The 1,527-nt window shown below is 66.9% G+C and carries 1 protein-coding gene; it reads right to left on the reverse strand.

Going from position 1 to position 1,527, the window contains the following annotated elements:
* Positions 1-586 precede the first annotated feature (586 nt).
* On the reverse strand, positions 587-1,527 hold a 941-nt coding region (locus tag ACLD7X_RS16670; RefSeq protein ID WP_411424808.1), incomplete at its 5' end, for a tetratricopeptide repeat protein.

The raw sequence follows: 1,527 nt of genomic DNA on the forward strand, positions 1-1,527 counted from the left end.
GCCCGTAAGCTTCCCCGCCGCCTTCGCCACCGCACCGCCTCCGGTCCACAAGCCTGTCCACAAATACCTTGTGGACTGGTAGGGGGCAACCGGAAACGACCGGGGACGCAATGGATGGGCGATCCACGCCAATCCTTGCTTCAAGGCCAAATTACGAGAGGGCCAGGGACAGTGGGGGATGACGGTTAGGCGGACACCCTCTCCGCCATCCTATTGATATCATTGAGAAAAATGGCTCCGGCCGCCCTGAGCACCCACAGGTGTCCACGGTGGTGATCCAAATTGGAGCCCATTCGGTATCTCCGGCACCACCCGAAACCCGGGTACCTGCACTATCGCAGCGTCGTCCCGTCCTCCCTCCGCGCCCATGTCGGGGTCGGCACCATCTCCCGGAGCCTTGGCGCCCGAACGCTGGATCGAGGCTTACCGGAACGCTGAGCAACGCTGGGCGGGGGTGGCGGTGCCGCGCCAAGGGACAGCGCGAGCTGGCCGACGCGGGCGAGGACTGGGTCAGCGATCGTCTGCCGGACGGCACCGACTGGCGTGACGGCGGGCCCGCCACCGCGCAAGCACCCAGGCGCCCGTGCTACAGGCGCGCCAGGATGTCCTGCGCCTCGTCCTGTGCCGTGGCGTATTGCGTCGCGATGGCGAGGTCGCGGGCATTCTCCGCCAGCAGGCGGCCATCATCCCGCAAGCCGCGCGCGCAATAGATTCGCGCCACCAGGATCGTCAGCGCCACCTTCTTCAGGATCATGCCGTTCTCGTTGGCGAGGGCGAGCGCCCTTGTGACCGACGCGTTCGCGTAGTGCAGGTCACCGAGTTCGAAGCGGATGCTGGCGTCCAGGTGTTCCGCCTCCACCGCGATGCGTGGCATGCCCATGATGCGCGCGTAATCGGCCACGTCCTTCAGGGTCTTCTGGATCTCCGTGAGTTCCGGCGTCTTCGGGTCGGCGCCGAGATACTTCGATGCGACCTGCGCGCGAAGCCTGGTGATGCGCGCGAGTTGATAGACATCCGCGTGATTGCCGATCGAGGCCAGCGTCACCGCGGTCTCCGCCGCTTCCAGCGCCTCCTTCGGACGGCGTTCACGCCGGTGGATGTCCGCGAGGTGGCGGGCGAAGATGCTGGCGCCGCGGTAGCGTTGCATGACGCGAAGCGCCTCCACCGCTTCGGTGTAGCGAAGCTTGGCGGCTTCCGCATCGCCGAGGATATGCGCGACCAACCCCCGGTAGCCATGCGCCGTCCAGCGCACCGCGCGGTTCTCATCCGGCGTGGCCGCGATGGCCTTCAATGCCTCGTCCGCCTTGCCGCATTTGCCGATCTCGATATCCACGACGGCACGGTTGAGACGGATGACATTGGTCTGGGCGCCGCCGATGGTCGGCGCCTCGATCCGCTGCACGGCACGCAGCGCGACGGAGAACAGCTTCGCGGCATCGGGCAGGCGGCCCTGCGCCAGGCTGAGGACGCCACATTCGTTGTGCAGCCAGACGAGATCGCCGGCGAAGAAGGGCAGGCTGCGGCGGA

Source organism: Aphanothece microscopica RSMan92 (assembly GCF_046613545.2).
Taxonomy (GTDB): domain Bacteria; phylum Cyanobacteriota; class Cyanobacteriia; order PCC-6307; family Cyanobiaceae; genus NIES-981.